14 protein-coding genes and 1 pseudogene are annotated in these 15,749 nt (G+C 62.5%); 2 read left to right on the top strand and 13 right to left on the bottom strand.

Features of this window, described 5'->3' with window-relative positions:
• The first annotated feature begins 11 nt into the window (after window positions 1-11).
• The gene (locus tag AB4N80_RS09160; protein ID WP_122565050.1) at window positions 12-1,334 is read left to right on the top strand and encodes a lytic murein transglycosylase; all 1,323 of its coding nucleotides are present in this window, start codon (window positions 12-14) and stop codon (window positions 1,332-1,334) included.
• 112 nt (window positions 1,335-1,446) lie between these two features.
• Here AB4N80_RS09160 and AB4N80_RS09155 read toward each other — a convergent pair whose 3' ends face one another.
• The 13 genes and pseudogenes from AB4N80_RS09155 to AB4N80_RS09095 form a co-directional block, all read right to left on the bottom strand.
• Window positions 1,447-2,379: a S66 peptidase family protein gene (locus AB4N80_RS09155; RefSeq protein ID WP_460081643.1), complete on the bottom strand. Its 933-nt coding sequence runs from the start codon at window positions 2,377-2,379 to the stop codon at window positions 1,447-1,449.
• Window positions 2,380-3,177: 798 nt separating this feature from the next.
• The gene (lipA, locus tag AB4N80_RS09150) at window positions 3,178-4,200 is read right to left on the bottom strand and encodes a lipoyl synthase (RefSeq protein WP_014340371.1); all 1,023 of its coding nucleotides are present in this window, start codon (window positions 4,198-4,200) and stop codon (window positions 3,178-3,180) included.
• Window position 4,201: 1 nt separating this feature from the next.
• The gene (lipB, locus tag AB4N80_RS09145; RefSeq protein WP_003205887.1) at window positions 4,202-4,849 is read right to left on the bottom strand and encodes a lipoyl(octanoyl) transferase LipB; all 648 of its coding nucleotides are present in this window, start codon (window positions 4,847-4,849) and stop codon (window positions 4,202-4,204) included.
• Window positions 4,849-5,121: a DUF493 domain-containing protein gene (locus AB4N80_RS09140; protein ID WP_122565047.1), complete on the bottom strand. Its 273-nt coding sequence runs from the start codon at window positions 5,119-5,121 to the stop codon at window positions 4,849-4,851. The genes lipB and AB4N80_RS09140 overlap by 1 nt, the downstream gene beginning before the upstream one ends.
• An 81-nt stretch (window positions 5,122-5,202) precedes the next feature.
• Window positions 5,203-6,360, bottom strand: a complete 1,158-nt coding sequence (locus tag AB4N80_RS09135) for a D-alanyl-D-alanine carboxypeptidase family protein (RefSeq protein ID WP_122565046.1) — start codon at window positions 6,358-6,360, stop codon at window positions 5,203-5,205.
• 166 nt (window positions 6,361-6,526) lie between these two features.
• Window positions 6,527-7,551, bottom strand: a pseudogene (locus AB4N80_RS09130) (septal ring lytic transglycosylase RlpA family protein).
• Window positions 7,551-8,561 carry a lytic murein transglycosylase B gene (gene mltB / locus AB4N80_RS09125; protein ID WP_122565044.1) on the bottom strand — a complete coding sequence of 337 codons (1,011 nt, stop codon included), beginning with the start codon at window positions 8,559-8,561 and terminating at the stop codon, window positions 7,551-7,553. The pseudogene AB4N80_RS09130 and the gene mltB overlap by 1 nt, the downstream one beginning before the upstream one ends.
• Before the next feature lie 17 nt (window positions 8,562-8,578).
• The gene (rodA, locus tag AB4N80_RS09120; RefSeq protein WP_163006686.1) at window positions 8,579-9,682 is read right to left on the bottom strand and encodes a rod shape-determining protein RodA; all 1,104 of its coding nucleotides are present in this window, start codon (window positions 9,680-9,682) and stop codon (window positions 8,579-8,581) included.
• A 31-nt stretch (window positions 9,683-9,713) separates the two neighbouring features.
• Window positions 9,714-11,609: a penicillin-binding protein 2 gene (gene mrdA / locus AB4N80_RS09115; RefSeq protein ID WP_122565043.1), complete on the bottom strand. Its 1,896-nt coding sequence runs from the start codon at window positions 11,607-11,609 to the stop codon at window positions 9,714-9,716.
• A 10-nt stretch (window positions 11,610-11,619) separates the two neighbouring features.
• A complete protein-coding gene (gene rlmH, locus AB4N80_RS09110; RefSeq protein WP_047229490.1) occupies window positions 11,620-12,087 on the bottom strand; it encodes a 23S rRNA (pseudouridine(1915)-N(3))-methyltransferase RlmH in 468 nt (155 codons plus the stop codon).
• A 9-nt stretch (window positions 12,088-12,096) separates the two neighbouring features.
• Window positions 12,097-12,591 carry a ribosome silencing factor gene (rsfS, locus tag AB4N80_RS09105; protein WP_053125667.1) on the bottom strand — a complete coding sequence of 165 codons (495 nt, stop codon included), beginning with the start codon at window positions 12,589-12,591 and terminating at the stop codon, window positions 12,097-12,099.
• A 71-nt stretch (window positions 12,592-12,662) separates the two neighbouring features.
• A complete protein-coding gene (gene nadD, locus AB4N80_RS09100) occupies window positions 12,663-13,382 on the bottom strand; it encodes a nicotinate-nucleotide adenylyltransferase (RefSeq protein WP_122565041.1) in 720 nt (239 codons plus the stop codon).
• The gene (locus AB4N80_RS09095; protein WP_460081635.1) at window positions 13,351-14,622 is read right to left on the bottom strand and encodes a glutamate-5-semialdehyde dehydrogenase; all 1,272 of its coding nucleotides are present in this window, start codon (window positions 14,620-14,622) and stop codon (window positions 13,351-13,353) included. Before AB4N80_RS09095 ends, nadD begins: the two co-directional genes overlap by 32 nt.
• A gap of 196 nt (window positions 14,623-14,818) precedes the next feature.
• Between AB4N80_RS09095 and AB4N80_RS09090 the strand changes: the two genes are divergently transcribed.
• Complete coding sequence (locus AB4N80_RS09090) at window positions 14,819-15,496, top strand: DNA-3-methyladenine glycosylase (RefSeq protein WP_122565039.1); 678 nt, start codon at window positions 14,819-14,821, stop codon at window positions 15,494-15,496.
• Window positions 15,497-15,749 lie beyond the last annotated feature (253 nt).

Here is a 15,749-nt window from a genome sequence, read left to right as displayed (position 1 = left end):
TGGACCCGTGCATGCCCTTCTGTCTTTCCCATCGTTGGCCACTGCGCCAAATGATTGTTGCCGCAAGCGTTGTCCTGCTTGTCGCCTGCGCCGAAAAACCTACCGCCGCCGACGCCCAACCGCTCCAAACTGTTCCAACCGTGACCGCTCCGGCCATCGTGCCGCCTGTGGTGCCCACCGGTGACGACCTGGTCATTGCGCCCACCCAGACCTTCGCGCAATGGCAGGCCGGGTTTCGCAAGGAGGCCCTGGCCGCCGGGATCCGCGCCGATTTGTTCGACCGTGCGTTTATCGGTGTCAGCCCGGACATGAGCGTGATCAAGGCCGACCGCAGCCAGCCGGAATTCACCCGCCCCGTGTGGGAATACCTCGATGGCGCGCTGTCGCCACTGCGGGTCAACAAGGGCAAGAGCCTGATCCAGCAGAACGCCCAGGTTCTGCAAAACATCGAGCAGCGTTATGGCGTCGATCGCGAAGCGCTGGTAGCGGTGTGGGGCATGGAGAGCAACTTCGGTCAGTTCCAGGGCAGCAAGTCGGTGATCAACTCCCTGGCGACCCTGGCCTACGAAGGTCGGCGCCCGGGCTTTGCTCATGCGCAATTGATCGCCGCGCTGCAGATCCTGCAACAAGGCGATATCACGCCGGAAAAAATGCTCGGCTCCTGGGCCGGCGCCATGGGCCAGACCCAGTTCATCCCCACCACGTACAACACCCATGCGGTGGATTTCGACGGCGACGGCCGCCGCGACATCTGGGGCAGCTCCACCGATGCCCTGGCCTCGACCGCGCATTACCTGCAAAGCTCCGGCTGGCAACGTGGCCAGCCGTGGGGGGTCGAGGTCTCGCTCAACGAGGGCTTCGACTACACGTTGGCCGATGGCACTATCCGCAAGCCCGTCTCTGAATGGATGCGGCTAGGCGTCGCGGAATATGGCGGCTTGCCAATCGCCCCCGAGGACAAGCAGCTCTCGGCGTCCCTGCTCTTGCCGGCCGGCCATCGCGGCCCGGCGTTCCTGATCTTTGATAACTTCCGCGCGATCCTCAAGTACAACAACTCGTCGTCCTATGCCTTGGCGGTCGGGCTTTTGTCAAAGCGCTTTACCGATGGCGGGCTGGTCTACGGCCAATGGCCCAAGGAAGACCTGCCCCTGAGCCGTAGCGAACGCATCGAACTGCAAACCCTGCTGGGCAAGCATAACTACGACGCGGGCAACCCCGACGGCATCATCGGCGCCAACACCCGCAAGGCCATCCGCGGCGCCCAGCAATCGTTCGGCTGGCCGGCGGACGGGTATCCGACGCATCAGTTGCTGGAGGCGTTGCGTAGCCGCTGAATTGCCTTATGGCGGCTACCGCTATCGCGAGCAAGCTCACTCCCACAGGGGTTCTCGGTCAACCTCTGGGAGCGAGCTTGCTCGCGATGACTGACTCGCAGGCGCTACATGACTAGCGACTGACCACCACATCCTGCTCCAACACCAACCGCTTCTCCCCCGCATCCAGCGTCACCAACGCCCCCATGGGCAAGGTCAGGTTCGGATCGCAATGCCCACTGCGCCAGCCGGACACCACCGGAATACGCAACGGTTCGAAGGTCTGCTTGAGCAAGCGGTTCAACGCCTCGACATCAACTCCCGCTACATCCCCCACCAACACGCCACGCAACTTGTGCAACGTGCCGGCCAACCGAAGCTGAGTCAGCAGTCGGTCGATGCGATACAGCGGTTCGTTGACGTCTTCGATGAACAGGATCACCCCTTCGGCGTCGATCTGATAAGGCGTGCCCATGGTCGCGGCAATCATCGACAGGTTGCCGCCCAGCAGACGTCCGTGGGCGATGCCTGGCTCGACGGTGGTCAATGGGTAGGCGGCGGGGTGGTTCAGCGCGCTGCCGGCCTTCAACTGTCCACGCAGCAGGCTGAAGAACGAGGTGACGGTTGGGGGTTCCTTGTCGTCCAGCAGATCGGCGTTGAGCAGCGGCCCGTGGAAGGTCACGAAGCCTGCGTAGCGGCTGATGGCCAGGTGCAGGGCGGTGATGTCGCTGTAGCCTACGAATGGTTTGGGGTTGCGTCGTAGGAGGTCGAAGTCGATGCGATCCAGCAGCCGGGGGGTGCCGTAGCCGCCCCTTAGGCAGATGATGGTTTTGACTTCGGGGTCGGCGAAGGCTGCGTGCAGGTCGTTGAGCCGTGTCTCGTCGCTGCCGGCCAGGTAGTTGTCCTTTTCGTAGACGCCGGGGAATATTCGCAGCTCATGACCCCGGGCGCGCATCCATTGGGTGGCTTTTTCCGTGTCCAGGGGGGCGGGGCCGGCGGGGGCGATCACGGCGATCAGGCCTTCTTTCGGGAGTGCCGGGACGGGGTGATGAGGGGTTAGGGTCATGGGATTCCCGGGTTGTTGCTTGCTTAGTGTGTATATCCGTTTTTTGTGTAACGGCGGCTTATGGTTCCGCTCTTACAGCGGGTCACTTTTGGAAAAGCGCCAAAAGTAACCAAAAACGCTTTGCCCCACCACTCGGCACCTCGCTTAGGCTCGGTGTGCCCTCACTCCGGCATTGCTCCGTGGGCCCGCCGCGAAGGGCCATCCATGGCCCAGCGCGGCTATCCCGGCATCCATGCCGGGATGCCCACTCCACAATACCTGCGTTCGGCCAGCGTGGTTTAACGGGGCGCTCAGATCAAGATCAAGATCAAGATCAAGATCTAAAGCAAAGCAAGAGCGGCGGCATGTCCAGTATCTATGGGGCTGCGCCACCGCTATCGCGAGCAAGCTCGCTCCCACAATTGGATCGAAGTACGACTGCCAGAACCAGGTCGGCTATCAGGCCGCCTCGCTTTGGCTTTGGCTTTGGCTTTGGCTTTGGCTTTGGCTTTGGCTTTTGATCTTGATCTGGGGCGCCCCGTTAAACCACGATGGCTGAGCGAAGGTATTGCGCAGTGGGCATCCCGGCATGGATGCCGGGATAGCCGCGCTGGGCCATGGATGGCCCTTCGCGGCGGCCCACGGAGCGATGCCTTCGTTCAGGCATGCCGAGCCTAAGCGAGGCACCGAGTGGTGGGGCAAAAGCGTTTTGGTTACTTTTGCGCTCTTCAAAAGTGACCCGCTGTAAGAGCGGAACCATCAGTAGCCGTTACCGAAGAAACGGATATACACACCACCCCAAAAACCAACGCTAAAAAATCAGGACCCGAGCAACTCTGCCTTGACCAACTTAGCCTGCTCATCCGCATGATACGAAGACCGCACCAACGGCCCCGAAGCCACGTTCTTGAACCCCATCTTGTACCCTTCCTCAGCAAACCAGGCAAAGGTATCCGGATGCACAAAACGCTGCACCGGCAGGTGACTACGCGAAGGCTGCAAGTACTGCCCCAAGGTCAGCATATCGATGTCATGCTCACGCATCCGCTTCATGACCTCGATAACCTCCTCATCCGTCTCGCCCAGGCCCAGCATCAAGCCAGACTTGGTCGGAATGTGCGGCATCATCTGCTTGAAGCGCTGCAGCAAGGTCAACGACCACTGGTAATCCGACCCCGGGCGCGCGGCCTTGTACAGGCGCGGCACGGTTTCCAGGTTGTGGTTGAACACATCCGGCGGCTCGGCGGCGGTGATTTCCAGGGCGATGTCCATGCGGCCACGGTAATCGGGCACCAGGGTTTCCAACTGTACGTTCGGCGACAGCTTGCGGATCTCGCGGATGCAGTCGGCAAAGTGCTGGGCACCGCCGTCACGCAGGTCGTCGCGGTCCACCGAGGTGATGACTACGTACTTGAGCTTCAGGTCGGCAATGGCGATGGCCAGGCTTTCCGGTTCGTTGGTGTCCAAGGGCTTCGGACGGCCGTGGCCGACGTCACAGAACGGGCAGCGACGGGTGCAGATGTCACCCATGATCATGAACGTGGCGGTGCCGCCGGAGAAGCACTCGCCCAGGTTCGGGCAGGAGGCCTCTTCGCAGACGCTGTGCAGCTTGTGCTTGCGCAACAGCGCCTTGATGCGATCGACTTCCGGGGAAACCGGGATGCGCACGCGAATCCAGTCGGGTTTCTTCGGCAGCTCGGTGGTGGGGATGATCTTGACCGGGATGCGTGCAACCTTCTCGGCGCCGCGCAGCTTGACGCCGGCCTCTACCTTGGCACGCGGGGCCGGACGCTCGGTGACGTCCAGCGTCGGGATCATGGTTTGCACTGCATCAGTAGTCATATCAGTCGATTCCGCCCGTGAGGGTCGTCTGCTCAGCATAGTCGAGGTGTTTGACGAGCTGCGCGCGCAGCCGGGCACTTACCTCGGCAAATTCAATCGATCCTGCGTGTTCGCTCAACTGGGTCATCGCCAGTCCCGCGTAGCCACAGGGATTAATCCGTCGGAATGGCGCCAGGTCCATGTCCACGTTCAACGCCAGGCCATGAAACGAACAGCCGTGGCGGATTCGCAAACCCAGGGAGGCAATTTTCGCCCCATCGACGTAGACACCCGGCGCATCCGGCTTGGCCGCCGCCGTCACACCGTAGCTGGCCAGCAGCTCGATCAGGCACGTCTCCATGCGGGTGACCAGCTCGCGCACGCCAAACCCCAGCTTGCGCACATCCAACAACAGATAGGCGACCAGTTGGCCAGGGCCATGGTAGGTCACCTGCCCGCCCCGGTCGACCTTCACCACCGGGATATCCCCCGGCAGCAACAGGTGCTCGGCCTTGCCGGCCTGGCCCTGGGTGAACACCGGCGGATGTTCCACCAGCCAGACTTCATCGTCGGCGGTGGTGCCGCGTTCGTTCGTGAAGCGTTGCATGGCATGCCAGACCGGCTCGTAAGCCATCGTGCCCAGCTCGCGAAAGCCCAGCGTGCCCGGCATCACAACACCATGTGCACGAAACCGGTCGCTCGCAGCTCGCTGTTGATGTCGTAGAGCTGTTCCTGACCGGTGGCAATGATGTGCAACTGGATCGTCGTGTACTTGCCGTTGGTACTCTGGCGCTCGGCCAGGGTCTTGTGGTCAACGGTGGCATGTTTTTCAAGGATCGCGATGATCTTGTCCTTGAAACCCACGCCAGTGTCGCCGATTACCTTGATGGGGTAATCCGCGCAGGGAAATTCGATTTTTGGCGCCTTTACTTCGTCTGTCATGGCGTAACGGCCTCGTAAGCCGTGGTAACGCACATGGCCCCGCTCCGGATGGGAACGAGGCCATGCAGGTCAACACATCAATCAGTTGAACAAGCCGTAGAAGAATAGACGGATGCTATCCCAGATGCGGCGGAAGATACCACCTTCCTCGACCGCGTCCAGAGCGATCAGGTCAGCGCTGTGCACCACTTTGTCGTCCAGTTTGACTTCGACTTTACCGATCACGTCGCCCTTGGCGATGGGAGCGGTCAGTTGCGGGTTCATGGTCATGCTCGCAGCGAGCTTCTTGAGCTGGCCTTTGGGCAGGGTCATGGTCAGGTCCTGGGCCAGGCCGGCCTTGACCTGGTTGGTCGAGCCTTTCCAGACCTGGGCCTGGGCCAATTCGGTGCCCTTCTGGTAGAAGGTCTGGGTTTCGAAGAAGCGGAAGCCGTAGGTCAACAGCTTCTGGGTCTCGGCGGCCCGGGCCACTTCGCTGTTGGTGCCGAAGACGACGGCGATCAGGCGCATGCCATCACGCACCGCCGAAGACACCATGCAATAACCAGCCTCTTCGGTGTGACCGGTCTTCAGGCCATCGACAGTCTTGTCGCGCCACAGCAGCAGGTTGCGGTTAGGCTGCTTGATGCCATTCCAGAAGAATTCCTTCTGGGAGTAGATGGCGTAGTGCGCCGGGTCTTCATGGATGATTGCCCGGGCCAGGATCGCCATGTCGTGAGCCGACGAATAGTGCTCAGGGTTCGGCAGGCCGGTGGGGTTCATGAAGTGGCTGTTGGTCATGCCCAGGTCGGCCACGGTTTTGTTCATCATGTCGGCGAACGCATCTTCGCTGCCGGCGATGTGCTCGGCCAGGGCGACGCTGGCGTCGTTACCGGACTGGATGATGATGCCGTGCAGCAGGTCGCTGACGGTCACTTGCGAACCGACCTTGATGAACATCCGCGAACCGCCGGTGCGCCAGGCGTTTTCGCTGACGGTCACCGGATCGTTTTCACCGATCTGGCCGCGACGGATTTCCAGGGTGGCGATGTAGGCGGTCATCAGCTTGGTCAGGCTGGCCGGTGGCAGACGCTGGTCACCGTTGTTCTCTACCAGCACCTCGCCGCTGCTGGCATCCATGAGCACAAAGGACTTGGCGGCCAATTGAGGGGGCGCCGGCATCATCTCGACCGCGAACGCGGCCGGTGAGAGAAGCAGCGGGACTAGCAGGCAAAGGCGTTTGGCAAAGGTGGTGATGTTCATCCGTCTCTCGAAATCGCTAATGGGACTGCCCGAAGGCAGAACTAAACAGGCAGCTTTCTAACGAGCTGCCGCGTATTTAAGTTGCTCACTCACACCCTTGCCGGGCTTTTATTATTCATGGAGCCAACAACCTGACCCGCTCCAACCGCAAGCGGGCCTCATTCAATCACTCAGCGGTGACCAGGCTCGGCGAGCCGAGATTGGCCAGGCGCACGCTGTTCTGCACCTGCTGGACTTCACCCGGAGAACCGATCGGCCCCAGGCGCACCCGATGCAGTGTCTGCTGGTTGCGCACGATCGAGCTGATGAACACCGGGGCGCTCACCATCGAGCTGAGTTTGGACCTCAGCAGCTCGGCAGCGTCCGGGTTGGCGAACGCGCCCACTTGCAGAAACTGGCCAGACGCTGTTGCAGAAGCGTTTTTTTTGCATCGATCTGTACCGGCAGCACGGCCGCGGCGTGTTGCTGCGGCGGTGGCGTCCATTGCTCGACCGTGCCGGTGGACGCCGTCACGGTGGGCGCGGCATTTTGCGCCACTTTCGGCTCGTTGAGCATCAAAGGCGCCGGACGGCCACGCTGGGCCCACCATTCCTGCGGGTCGATGCCCTCGACCTTGACCCGGGCGGTGCCAGTTTCAGCGTAACCGAGTTTTTTCGCCGCCGCATACGACAGGTCGATGATGCGGTCGGAATAGAACGGTCCACGGTCATTGACCCGCAGGATCACGCTCTTGTTGTTGTCCAGGTTGGTCACCCGCACATAGCTGGGCAGCGGCAAGGTCTTGTGGGCCGCGCTCATGCCATACAGGTCATACACTTCGCCGTTGGCGGTGTTCTGGCCATGGAACTTGGTGCCGTACCAGGACGCCGTGCCCGAGGCCACGTAGCGCTTGGAGTCGGCCATCGGGAAATAGGTCTTGCCCAGCACCGTGTACGGGTTGGCCTTGTAGGGGCCGGTGTGCAGGGTCGGCGTGGCGTCGGGAATACGCGAGACATCCACGTCCCACCACGGCGCGCCGTCCTTGTGGGCCCGGTTGATGTCCAGGCCCGGCGTCGCACGCACGGCGGTGGTGTTTTTCTGGACCGGCGCACGGCTGGTCGAACAACTGACGACCAGCAGCGACAGCGCAGCCAACGCCACGAGTTTGAGGGGTTTAGCCTTCAGGGGTAGATGGGTAGGCAATGCCCGCATTATTTGACGCCCCGTGCTTTGACCAGCTCTTCAGACAGTTGATATACGGCCATGGCGTACATCACGCTGCGGTTATAACGCGTAATCGCGTAGAAATTCTTCAGGCCCATCCAGTATTCGGGGCCTTGTTCGCCTTCCAGGCGCATCGCGGTGACCGGCATGTCGTCACGCAGCGCATCATGACTCGACCAGCCCAACGCCCGCAACTCCCCGACGGTTTTCGTCGGCTCGATGCCCTCGGTCAGGCCCTCGTCCACTTGCTCGCCACGCACGTCGGCACGGCTGACCACCGGCTGGCCGGTTTCCCAGCCGTGACGCTTGAAATAGCTGGCGACACTGCCGATGGCATCGGTCGGGTTGGTCCAGATATTGATGTGGCCATCACCATCGAAGTCCACCGCATAGGCGCGAAAACTGCTCGGCATGAATTGCGGCAGGCCCATGGCCCCGGCGTAGGAACCCTTGAGGGTCAGCGGATCGACCTGCTCTTCGCGGGCCAGCAGCAGAAACTCGCGCAGCTCCTTGCGGAAGAACTCGGCACGCGGCGGGTAATCGAAGCCCAAGGTCGACAGTGCGTCGATCACCCGGAAATTCCCGGTATTGCGGCCAAAGAAGGTCTCGACGCCAATGATCGACACAATGAACTGGGCCGGCACGCCGTATTCCTGCTCGGCACGGGTCAGTGCCGCCTCGTGCTGGCGCCAGAAGTCCACGCCCCGGGCGATACGCGCCTCGGTGATGAACATCGGCCGGTACTCGCTCCACTGCTTGACCCGCTCGGCAGGCCGGGAGATCGCATCGAGGATCGACTGCTTGCGCTCGGCCTCGCGAAACACCCCCATCAGTTGCTCACCGGCAAAACCGTAGTCGCGGGTCATCTCACCGACGAATTCGGCCACCTGTGGCGAGCCTTCGTATTCACCGGCCCAGGCCTGCGACGCACTGCCGAGGAAGCCGACCAGGCCGATCCACGGCGCATATCGCGTCGACCAGCCACGCATTGCTTGCATTGAACTCTTCACCTTATTCAAACCTGCGCGATCCACTTGCGATGCGTATGAATCGACATCAAAACCCCAAACGCTGACAGTAGTGTCACCAGCGAAGTTCCTCCGTAGCTAATGAAAGGCAACGGCACCCCCACGACCGGCAACAGGCCACTGACCATACCGATGTTGACGAAAACGTAAACAAAAAACGTCATGGTCAGGCTGCCCGCGAGCAATTTACCGAACAGCGTCTGGGCCTGGGCAGTGATCACCAGCCCCCGGCCGATCAGCAATAAATAGATCAGCAGCAGCACGCAGATGCCTACCAGGCCGAACTCCTCGCCCAATACGGCGATGATGAAGTCGGTGTGGCTTTCCGGCAAAAAGTCCAGGTGCGACTGGGTGCCCATCAGCCACCCCTTGCCGAACACGCCGCCGGAGCCGATGGCGGCCTTGGACTGGATAATGTTCCAGCCGGTGCCCAGCGGATCGCTCTCCGGGTCGAGGAACGTCAGCACCCGCTGCTTCTGGTAGTCGTGCATCACGAAGTACCACATGGCCACCGACACCGGCACGGCGGCGGCGATCACGCTGAGGATCCAGCGCCAGCGCAGCCCACCCATGAACAGCACGAACGCGCCGCCGGCCAGGATCAGCAGCGAGGTGCCGAGGTCCGGCTGGCGGACGATCAGGATGAACGGGATGCCGATCAGCAACAGGCTGATGCACACATGCTTGAGCTGCGGCGGCAAGGAACGCTTGGCCAGGTACCAGGCGATGGTCGCCGGCATGATGATCTTGAGGAACTCCGAAGGCTGGAAGCGGATCACCCCGGGGATGTTGATCCAGCGGGTGGCGCCCATGGCGTTGTGGCCCATGATGTCCACCACCACCAACAAGCAGACCCCTACCACATAGGCCAGTGGCACCCAGCGCGCCATGAACCGCGGTTCGAGCTGGGCGATGACGATCATCGACACCAGGCCGATGCCGAACGAGGTGGCTTGCTTGGCCAGCAGGTCCCAGCTCTTGCCGCTGGCCGAATACAGCACGAACAGACTGCCCGCGGCCAGGGTCAGCAGCAGGATCAGCAACGGGCCATCGATGTGCATGCGCTGCAACAAGGTGGCGCGACGGCGCATCACGTCTTCGCTGGAGAGGATCCGGTCGAAATTATTCTTCACGGGCCGTAGCCTCCGCAGTGATGGGGCTTGCGTATTCGGGCTTGAGCTGGCCGTGCTCATCCAGCAGCCAGGCGTCCATGATCTGGCGCACCACCGGCGCGGCGACGCCGGACCCCGACTCGCCGTTCTCGACCATCACCGCCACGACGATCTTCGGGTCGTCGGCCGGCGCGAAGCCGACGAACAAGGCGTGGTCGCGGTGGCGCTCCTGGACCTTGGTGCGGTCGTACTTCTCGCCCTGCTTGATGGCGACGACCTGGGCCGTACCGCTCTTGCCGGCAATGCGGTATTGCGCGCCGATGGCCGCCTTGCGGGCAGTGCCGCGAGCGCCGTGCATCACCTGCTGCATGCCGATGTTGACCTTCTGCCAGTCCGACGGGTTGCGCAGGATGATGTCCGGCATCGGGTCCGGGTCCACTGGCTTCTGGCCTTCGATGGTCTTGGCCAGGTGCGGGCGATACCACTTGCCCTTGCTCGCCACCAGCGCCGTGGCCTGGGCCAATTGCAAGGGCGTTGCCTGCATGTAGCCCTGGCCGATCCCCAGGATCAGGGTTTCGCCGGGGAACCAGGCCTGGCGCCGGGTCGCCCGCTTCCACTCACGGGATGGCATCAGGCCGGGCGATTCTTCGAACATGTCCAGGGAAACTTTCTGACCAAGGCCAAACTTGTTCATGTAGGACGACAGCCGATCGATCCCCAGCTTATGGGCCAGGTCATAGAAGTAGGTGTCGTTGGAACGCATGATCGCCGTTTCCAGGTCCACATAACCGTCGCCGGTGCGGTTCCAGTTGCGGTACTTGTGGTCGTAGTTCGGCAGTTGGTAATAACCCGGGTCGTAGACCCGGGTCGACGCGGTGACCACGCCAGCATCCAGCCCGGCAATCGCCACGGCCGGCTTGATGGTCGAACCCGGGGGATAGAGGCCGCGCAACACGCGGTTGAACAGCGGTCGGTCGATGGAATCGCGCAGCTCGGCGTAGGCCTTGAAGCTGATGCCGGTGACGAACAGGTTCGGGTCGAAACTCGGTTGGCTGACCATCGCCAGCACCTCGCCGGTGTTCGGGTCCAGTGCCACCACCGCGCCACGCCGCCCGCCCAGCGCCGCCTCGGCGGCCTCTTGCAGCTTGATGTCCAGGCTCAGGACGATGTCCTTGCCAGGGATCGGATCGGTGCGCTTGAGCACCCGCAATACGCGACCGCGGGCGTTGGTCTCGACTTCCTCGTAACCCACCTGGCCATGCAGTTCGGGCTCGTAGAAGCGCTCGATACCGGTCTTGCCGATATGGTGGGTGCCGCTGTAATTGACCGGATCGAGGGTCTTGAGCTCTTTCTCGTTGATCCGTCCCATGTAGCCGACCGAGTGGGCAAAGTGTGGCCCCTGGGGATAATGCCGCACCAACTGCGCCACCACCTCGACGCCGGGCAGGCGGAACTGGTTCACGGCGATCAGGGCGATCTGCTCTTCGGTCAGCTCGAACAAAATCGGCACCGGCTCGAACGGCCGTCGCCCCTGACGCATGCGCTTCTCGAAAATCGCCCGGTCGTCGGGCGTCAGTTGCAGCACCTCGACGATCACGTCGAGTACCTGCTGCCAGTCGCCGGACCGCTCGCGGGTCATGCTCAGGCTGAAGCTGGGCCGGTTATCCGCCACCACCACGCCATTGCGGTCGAAGATCAGCCCGCGGGTCGGAGGAATCGGTTGCACATGCACCCGGTTGTTTTCCGATAGGGTCGAGTGGTACTCGTACTGGATCACCTGGAGGAAATACAAACGCGCAATCAGCACGCCGATCAGCACCACCACCGTAATAGCGCCGAACACGACGCGGCCCCGTACCAGACGGGCGTCTTTTTCGTGGTCCTTGATACGGATCGGCTGGGGCATGAGGGCAGGATTACTTGTGGTAAGGGTGCCCGGACAGGACTGTCCAGGCACGATACAACTGTTCGCCGATCAGGATCCGCACCAGCGGGTGCGGCAACGTCAACGGCGACAACGACCAGCGCTGATCGGCCCGGGCACAGACTTCCGGCGCCAGCCCTTCCGGGCCACCGACCATGAAGTTGACCGTGCGCGCGTCCAGCCGCCAGCGATCGAGCTCCACCGCCAGTTGCTCGGTGCTCCAGGGCTTGCCGTGGACTTCGAGGGTGACGATGCGCTCGTTCGGCCCGACCTTGGCCAACATGGCTTCGCCTTCCTGGCGGATGAAACGCGCCACGTCGGCGTTCTTGCCACGGGTGTTGAGCGGAATTTCCACCAGTTCCAGGGCCAGCTCGGACGGAAGACGCTTGGCATATTCATGCCAGCCTTCTTCCACCCACTTGGGCATGCGAGAACCGACGGCGATCAGGCGCAGTCGCACAGCGGTCCCTTATTGCTGGTCTTTGTTGAGCTTGGTGAAGTGCTCATGGGGGTTTTCCGGGCTGTGGTGCGCGGCGCTGGCCGAACGGCTTTGCTCGGCACCGGCCCACAGGCGTTCCAGGTCGTAGAACTGGCGCGCCGAGGCGGTCATCATGTGCACGATGACATCGTCCATGTCCAACAGCACCCAGTCGCTGTCGCCCTTGCCTTCTTCACCCAGCGGCTTGACGCCCTGGGCCTTGACCGCTTCGCGGACCTTGTCCAGCATCGCGCCGATCTGGCGGTTGGAGGTACCGGTGGCGATGATCATGTAGTCGGTGATGCTCTGCTTGTCACGAACGTCGATCACCTGGATGTCCTGGGCCTTGACGTCTTCCAGGGCCGCCACGGCCACCTTGACCAGCTCTTCGCCGACCAGCGCCACGCCGGTGTGGGCCTCTACGGGCAGCGGGGCGCTCTTGAACGTGCCCTTGCGCTTTACTTTGTTTACGTCTTTGTCAGTCATATAAAACTCGTTTTGCTCGTATGTTCGGGCGCTTCGCTACACGCATTCACGTGCCTTGAAGCGCGCCTCTTTCAGTTCGACGCACGGTAAAGCCCGTGCGCATCGATGTAGGCCAGGACCGCGTCGGGCACCAGGAAACGTACCGACTTACCGCTGGCCAGCAGTTGACGGATCTGGGTGGCGGATACCGCGAGCGGCGTCTGCCAGACGAATGCAATCTGTCCGCTCGGCCCTTTCAGGGCCAGCGGGTCGCTCACCGAGCGGGCCGCCAGCAGGTTGCGCAAGGCATCCGGCGGCTCGCTGTCGGCATCCGGGCGTTGCAACACCAGGATGTGGCAATGCTGGAGCAACTCTTCCCAGCGATGCCAAGTGGGCAGGCCGCAAAATGCGTCCCAGCCCAAAAGCAGAAAAACCTGGGCATCAACGGCCAGTTCGGCACGCATCAGCTCCAGGGTATCAATGGTGTAGGACGGCTTGTCCCGCTGCAATTCGCGGGCGTCCACCACCAGTGGTGCCACACCGGCCACCGCGCACTCGACCATCGCCAGGCGGTCCTGCGCCGACACCTGCGGCATGTCCCGATGAGGCGGCCGGGCGCTGGGCGTCAGGCGTAGCTCATCGAGGGCCAGGGCGTCGGCAACTTCCAGCGCACCGCGCAGATGGCCGATGTGCACCGGGTCGAACGTGCCGCCCAGGATACCGATGCGCCGGGGCGGGATTGTCGTCGTCACAGCGGCCGGCGATTCGAGGTCGCCCAAGTCAGACCGGCTCCTGTCCGCGCAACTGGCCATCACCGACCACGATGTACTTCTCGCAGGTCAGGCCTTCCAGACCGACCGGGCCGCGGGCGTGCAGCTTATCAGTAGAAATGCCGATCTCGGCACCCAATCCGTATTCAAAGCCATCGGCGAAGCAGGTCGGGGTGTTGATCATCACCGATGCCGAGTCGACTTCGGCCACGAACCGCCGGATTTCGCCCTGGTGTTCACTGACGATGGAATCGGTGTGGTGCGAGCCGTGGCGGTTGATGTGGTCGATGGCCTGGTCCAGCCCGTCGACCACACGGATCGACAAAATCGGCGCCAGGTATTCGGTGTCCCAGTCTTCTGCCGTGGCCGCGACGGCCTCGATGATCGCCCGGGTACGCTCGCAACCACGCAGCTCGACGCCTTTTTCGCGGAACTGGGCGGCCATCGAGGGCAAAAAGTCCTGGGCAACGGCCTGGTCCACCAGCAGGGTTTCCATCGCGCCGCAGATACCGTAGCGGTAGGTCTTGGCGTTGAAAGCGATGCGCTGGGCCTTCGGCAATTCGGCGTGGGCACTGACGTAGACGTGGCAGATGCCGTCCAGGTGCTTGATCACCGGCACGCGGGCGTCACGGCTGACCCGCTCGATCAGGCCCTTGCCGCCACGGGGTACGATGACATCGACGTACTCGGGCATGGTGATCAGGGCGCCGACCGCGGCGCGGTCGGTGGTTTCCACCACTTGCACCACGGCCGCCGGCAAATCGGCCTCGGCCAGGCCGCGCTGGATGCAGGCGGCAATGGCGCGGTTGGAATGGATGGCCTCGGAGCCGCCACGCAGGATGGTCGCGTTACCCGACTTCAGGCACAGGCTCGCGGCGTCGATGGTCACGTTCGGCCGCGACTCGTAGATGATCCCGACCACGCCCAGGGGCACGCGCATCTTGCCGACCTGGATGCCCGACGGACGGTAGCTCATGTCGCGGATCGCCCCGACCGGGTCCGGCAGGGCCGCGACCTGGCGCAGACCGACGATCATGCCGTCGATGCGTGCCGGGGTCAGCGCCAGACGCTCGAGCATGGCCGGCTCCAGACCATTGGCCCGGCCAGCGGCCAGGTCCAGCTCGTTGGCGGCGGACAACTCGGCGCGCGCGGCGTCCAGCGCATTGGCGGCGGCCTGCAGGGCGCGGTTTTTCTGCGCGGTGCTGGCCCGGCCGATGATGCGCGACGCTTCGCGAGCGGCGCGACCCAGGCGGGTCATGTAGTCAAGAACGGACTCAGTCATGGTCTGTGTGGTCTTGGCGATGGGGAAAGCGGCAGATTATAGCTGTCGTAACCCTCGACTAACAGCATGGACTCGCAGTGGTGACCGGCGGAGAAGCAAAACAGGCGTAAACAGCCGGTTGAAGCAGGTGTTCAGCGGTGATTAAGCTTTGCATTGCTATCATCGCACTTCCTTTGGCCTCACTTCGTCTATCGCCATGACCGATTTGCCATCGCCCAACGCCCTGCCCCACGCCTTTTTCGACCGCGACGCCCAGGTGCTTGCCAAAGACCTGCTGGGCAAAGTCATCCGCCACAAGGTCGGCGACCTGTGGCTCAGCGCGCGGATCATCGAGACCGAGGCGTATTACTTCGCGGAAAAGGGCAGCCACGCCTCCCTGGGCTACACGGAAAAACGTAAGGCTTTATTTCTGGATGGCGGGCACATCTATATGTACTACGCCCGGGGCGGCGATTCGCTGAACTTCAGCGCCCAGGGCCCCGGCAATGCGGTGCTGATCAAATCGGCGTACCCGTGGGTCGATGCCCTTTCCGGGCCGGCGGGCCTGGCGCAGATGTTATTGAACAACCCCGACGCCCAAGGCCGACCGCGTACACCGCAAAAACTCTGTGCCGGCCAGACCCTGTTATGCAAAGCTTTGGGGCTGAAAGTGCCGGACTGGGACGCCAAGCGCTTCGACCCCGAGCGCTTGCTGGTGGAAGACGTGGGCGTGCCAACGGTCAATGCGATCCAGACCACTCGCCTGGGCATTCCCCTGGGACGGGACGAGCACCTGCCCTACCGTTTTGTCGATGCGGCCTATGCCCCGTGGTGTACCCGTAATCCGTTGCGGCGGGGGCAGGTCGAAGGGCGTGATTACTTTTTGCTTTCCTGATGAAACACCGCATACCCCTTGCTCGCGAATGCGGCGTGTCAGTTGATATTGATGTACCTGACACACTGCATTCGCGAGCAAGCCCGCTCCCACAATGGATCTTCAGTGGATGCGAACTTTTGTTACACCCTGAATTACCTGTGGGGAGCTTGCTCGCGATGGCGTCGGGTCAGCAGAATGGGGGCTGACTGACACACAGCTATCGCGAGCAAGCTCGCTCCCACAGTTGATGTTCAGTGGCCACAGGTTTTGT

This window comes from Pseudomonas sp. H3_A02, assembly GCF_054671965.1.
The sequence above is the reverse complement of the archived record's forward strand: the minus strand, read 5'-3'. Positions and strand labels throughout refer to the sequence as shown.

What these genes read in the sequence shown, in the direction of transcription:
- AB4N80_RS09090 (WP_122565039.1), top strand. Translation starts at nt 14,819, where the DNA reads ATGACCGATTTGCCATCGCCCAACGCCCTGCCCCACGCCTTTTTCGAC.
- lipB (WP_003205887.1), bottom strand. Translation starts at nt 4,849, where the DNA reads ATGCCGGGCACGCTGGGCTTTCGCGAGCTGGGCACGATGGCTTACGAG.
- AB4N80_RS09135 (WP_122565046.1), bottom strand. Translation starts at nt 6,360, where the DNA reads ATGAACATCACCACCTTTGCCAAACGCCTTTGCCTGCTAGTCCCGCTG.
- nadD (WP_122565041.1), bottom strand. Translation starts at nt 13,382, where the DNA reads ATGGCCAGTTGCGCGGACAGGAGCCGGTCTGACTTGGGCGACCTCGAA.
- mrdA (WP_122565043.1), bottom strand. Translation starts at nt 11,609, where the DNA reads ATGCCCCAGCCGATCCGTATCAAGGACCACGAAAAAGACGCCCGTCTG.
- rodA (WP_163006686.1), bottom strand. Translation starts at nt 9,682, where the DNA reads ATGCGCCGTCGCGCCACCTTGTTGCAGCGCATGCACATCGATGGCCCG.
- rsfS (WP_053125667.1), bottom strand. Translation starts at nt 12,591, where the DNA reads ATGACTGACAAAGACGTAAACAAAGTAAAGCGCAAGGGCACGTTCAAG.
- mltB (WP_122565044.1), bottom strand. Translation starts at nt 8,561, where the DNA reads ATGCAAGCAATGCGTGGCTGGTCGACGCGATATGCGCCGTGGATCGGC.
- lipA (WP_014340371.1), bottom strand. Translation starts at nt 4,200, where the DNA reads ATGACTACTGATGCAGTGCAAACCATGATCCCGACGCTGGACGTCACC.
- AB4N80_RS09095 (WP_460081635.1), bottom strand. Translation starts at nt 14,622, where the DNA reads ATGACTGAGTCCGTTCTTGACTACATGACCCGCCTGGGTCGCGCCGCT.
- AB4N80_RS09155 (WP_460081643.1), bottom strand. Translation starts at nt 2,379, where the DNA reads ATGACCCTAACCCCTCATCACCCCGTCCCGGCACTCCCGAAAGAAGGC.
- AB4N80_RS09140 (WP_122565047.1), bottom strand. Translation starts at nt 5,121, where the DNA reads ATGACAGACGAAGTAAAGGCGCCAAAAATCGAATTTCCCTGCGCGGAT.
- AB4N80_RS09160 (WP_122565050.1), top strand. Translation starts at nt 12, where the DNA reads ATGCCCTTCTGTCTTTCCCATCGTTGGCCACTGCGCCAAATGATTGTT.